At 50.3% G+C, this 771-nt stretch carries 6 tRNA genes and 1 rRNA gene; all 7 read right to left on the bottom strand.

Annotated features, from left to right (window positions below):
* Nucleotides 1-103: 103 nt before the first annotated feature.
* Nucleotides 104-179, bottom strand: a tRNA-Ala gene (locus tag KNO65_RS15640).
* A gap of 14 nt (nucleotides 180-193) precedes the next feature.
* Nucleotides 194-270: transfer RNA gene (locus KNO65_RS15635), tRNA-Pro, on the bottom strand.
* Between the two features lie 8 nt (nucleotides 271-278).
* Nucleotides 279-355: transfer RNA gene (locus tag KNO65_RS15630), tRNA-Arg, on the bottom strand.
* A 31-nt stretch (nucleotides 356-386) separates the two neighbouring features.
* Nucleotides 387-473: transfer RNA gene (locus KNO65_RS15625), tRNA-Leu, on the bottom strand.
* A gap of 41 nt (nucleotides 474-514) precedes the next feature.
* Nucleotides 515-590 (bottom strand) — tRNA-Thr (locus tag KNO65_RS15620).
* 9 nt (nucleotides 591-599) lie between these two features.
* Nucleotides 600-675: transfer RNA gene (locus tag KNO65_RS15615), tRNA-Val, on the bottom strand.
* An 8-nt stretch (nucleotides 676-683) separates the two neighbouring features.
* A 5S ribosomal RNA gene (gene rrf, locus KNO65_RS15610) occupies nucleotides 684-771 on the bottom strand; the annotation flags it as partial.

Below are 771 nucleotides of genomic sequence, written 5' to 3'. Positions count from 1 at the left end.
TATAGCTCTTAAATTGACGAAGCTTGCGCTTCATTCAAAAATTGTAAAACTTATTTTTGCCTCATCGTTCAGTTTTCAAAGTTCGTCTGTAAAAAAATAAAATTGGTGGAGCCTAGCGGGATCGAACCGCTGACCTCCTGCGTGCAAGGCAGGCGCTCTCCCAGCTGAGCTAAGGCCCCAATATAAGTGATGATGGTCGGGAAGACAGGATTCGAACCTGCGACCCCTTGGTCCCAAACCAAGTGCTCTACCAAGCTGAGCTACTTCCCGTCTAAAAATGGTGCACCCTGAGAGATTCGAACTCCCGGCCTTTAGATTCGTAGTCTAACGCTCTATCCAGCTGAGCTAAGGGTGCGAGACGAATAATCATCATGGGAAAATATTAATGGTACCGAGGGCCGGACTTGAACCGGCACGAGGAAACCCTCGCAGGATTTTAAGTCCTGTGCGTCTACCAATTCCGCCACCCCGGCAAGGTATAATTTCTAGCGGTAGACTTTTTAAAAAGATCAAATGGTGCCGGCGAAAGGATTCGAACCCTCGACCCTCTGATTACAAGTCAGATGCTCTACCAACTGAGCTACACCGGCAGGTGTAAATGGTGGAGGATGACGGGATCGAACCGCCGACCCCCTGCTTGTAAGGCAGGTGCTCTCCCAGCTGAGCTAATCCTCCAATATGTAGCCTGGCAACGTCCTATCCTCACAGGGGGAGATCCCCCAACTACTTTCGGCGCTGAGACGCTTAACTTCCGTGTTCGGCATGGGAACG

Source organism: Exiguobacterium sp. S3 (assembly GCF_018617295.1).
In the GTDB taxonomy this organism is placed as follows: Bacteria; Bacillota; Bacilli; order Exiguobacteriales; family Exiguobacteriaceae; genus Exiguobacterium; species Exiguobacterium profundum.
The sequence above is the reverse complement of the archived record's forward strand: the minus strand, read 5'-3'. Positions and strand labels throughout refer to the sequence as shown.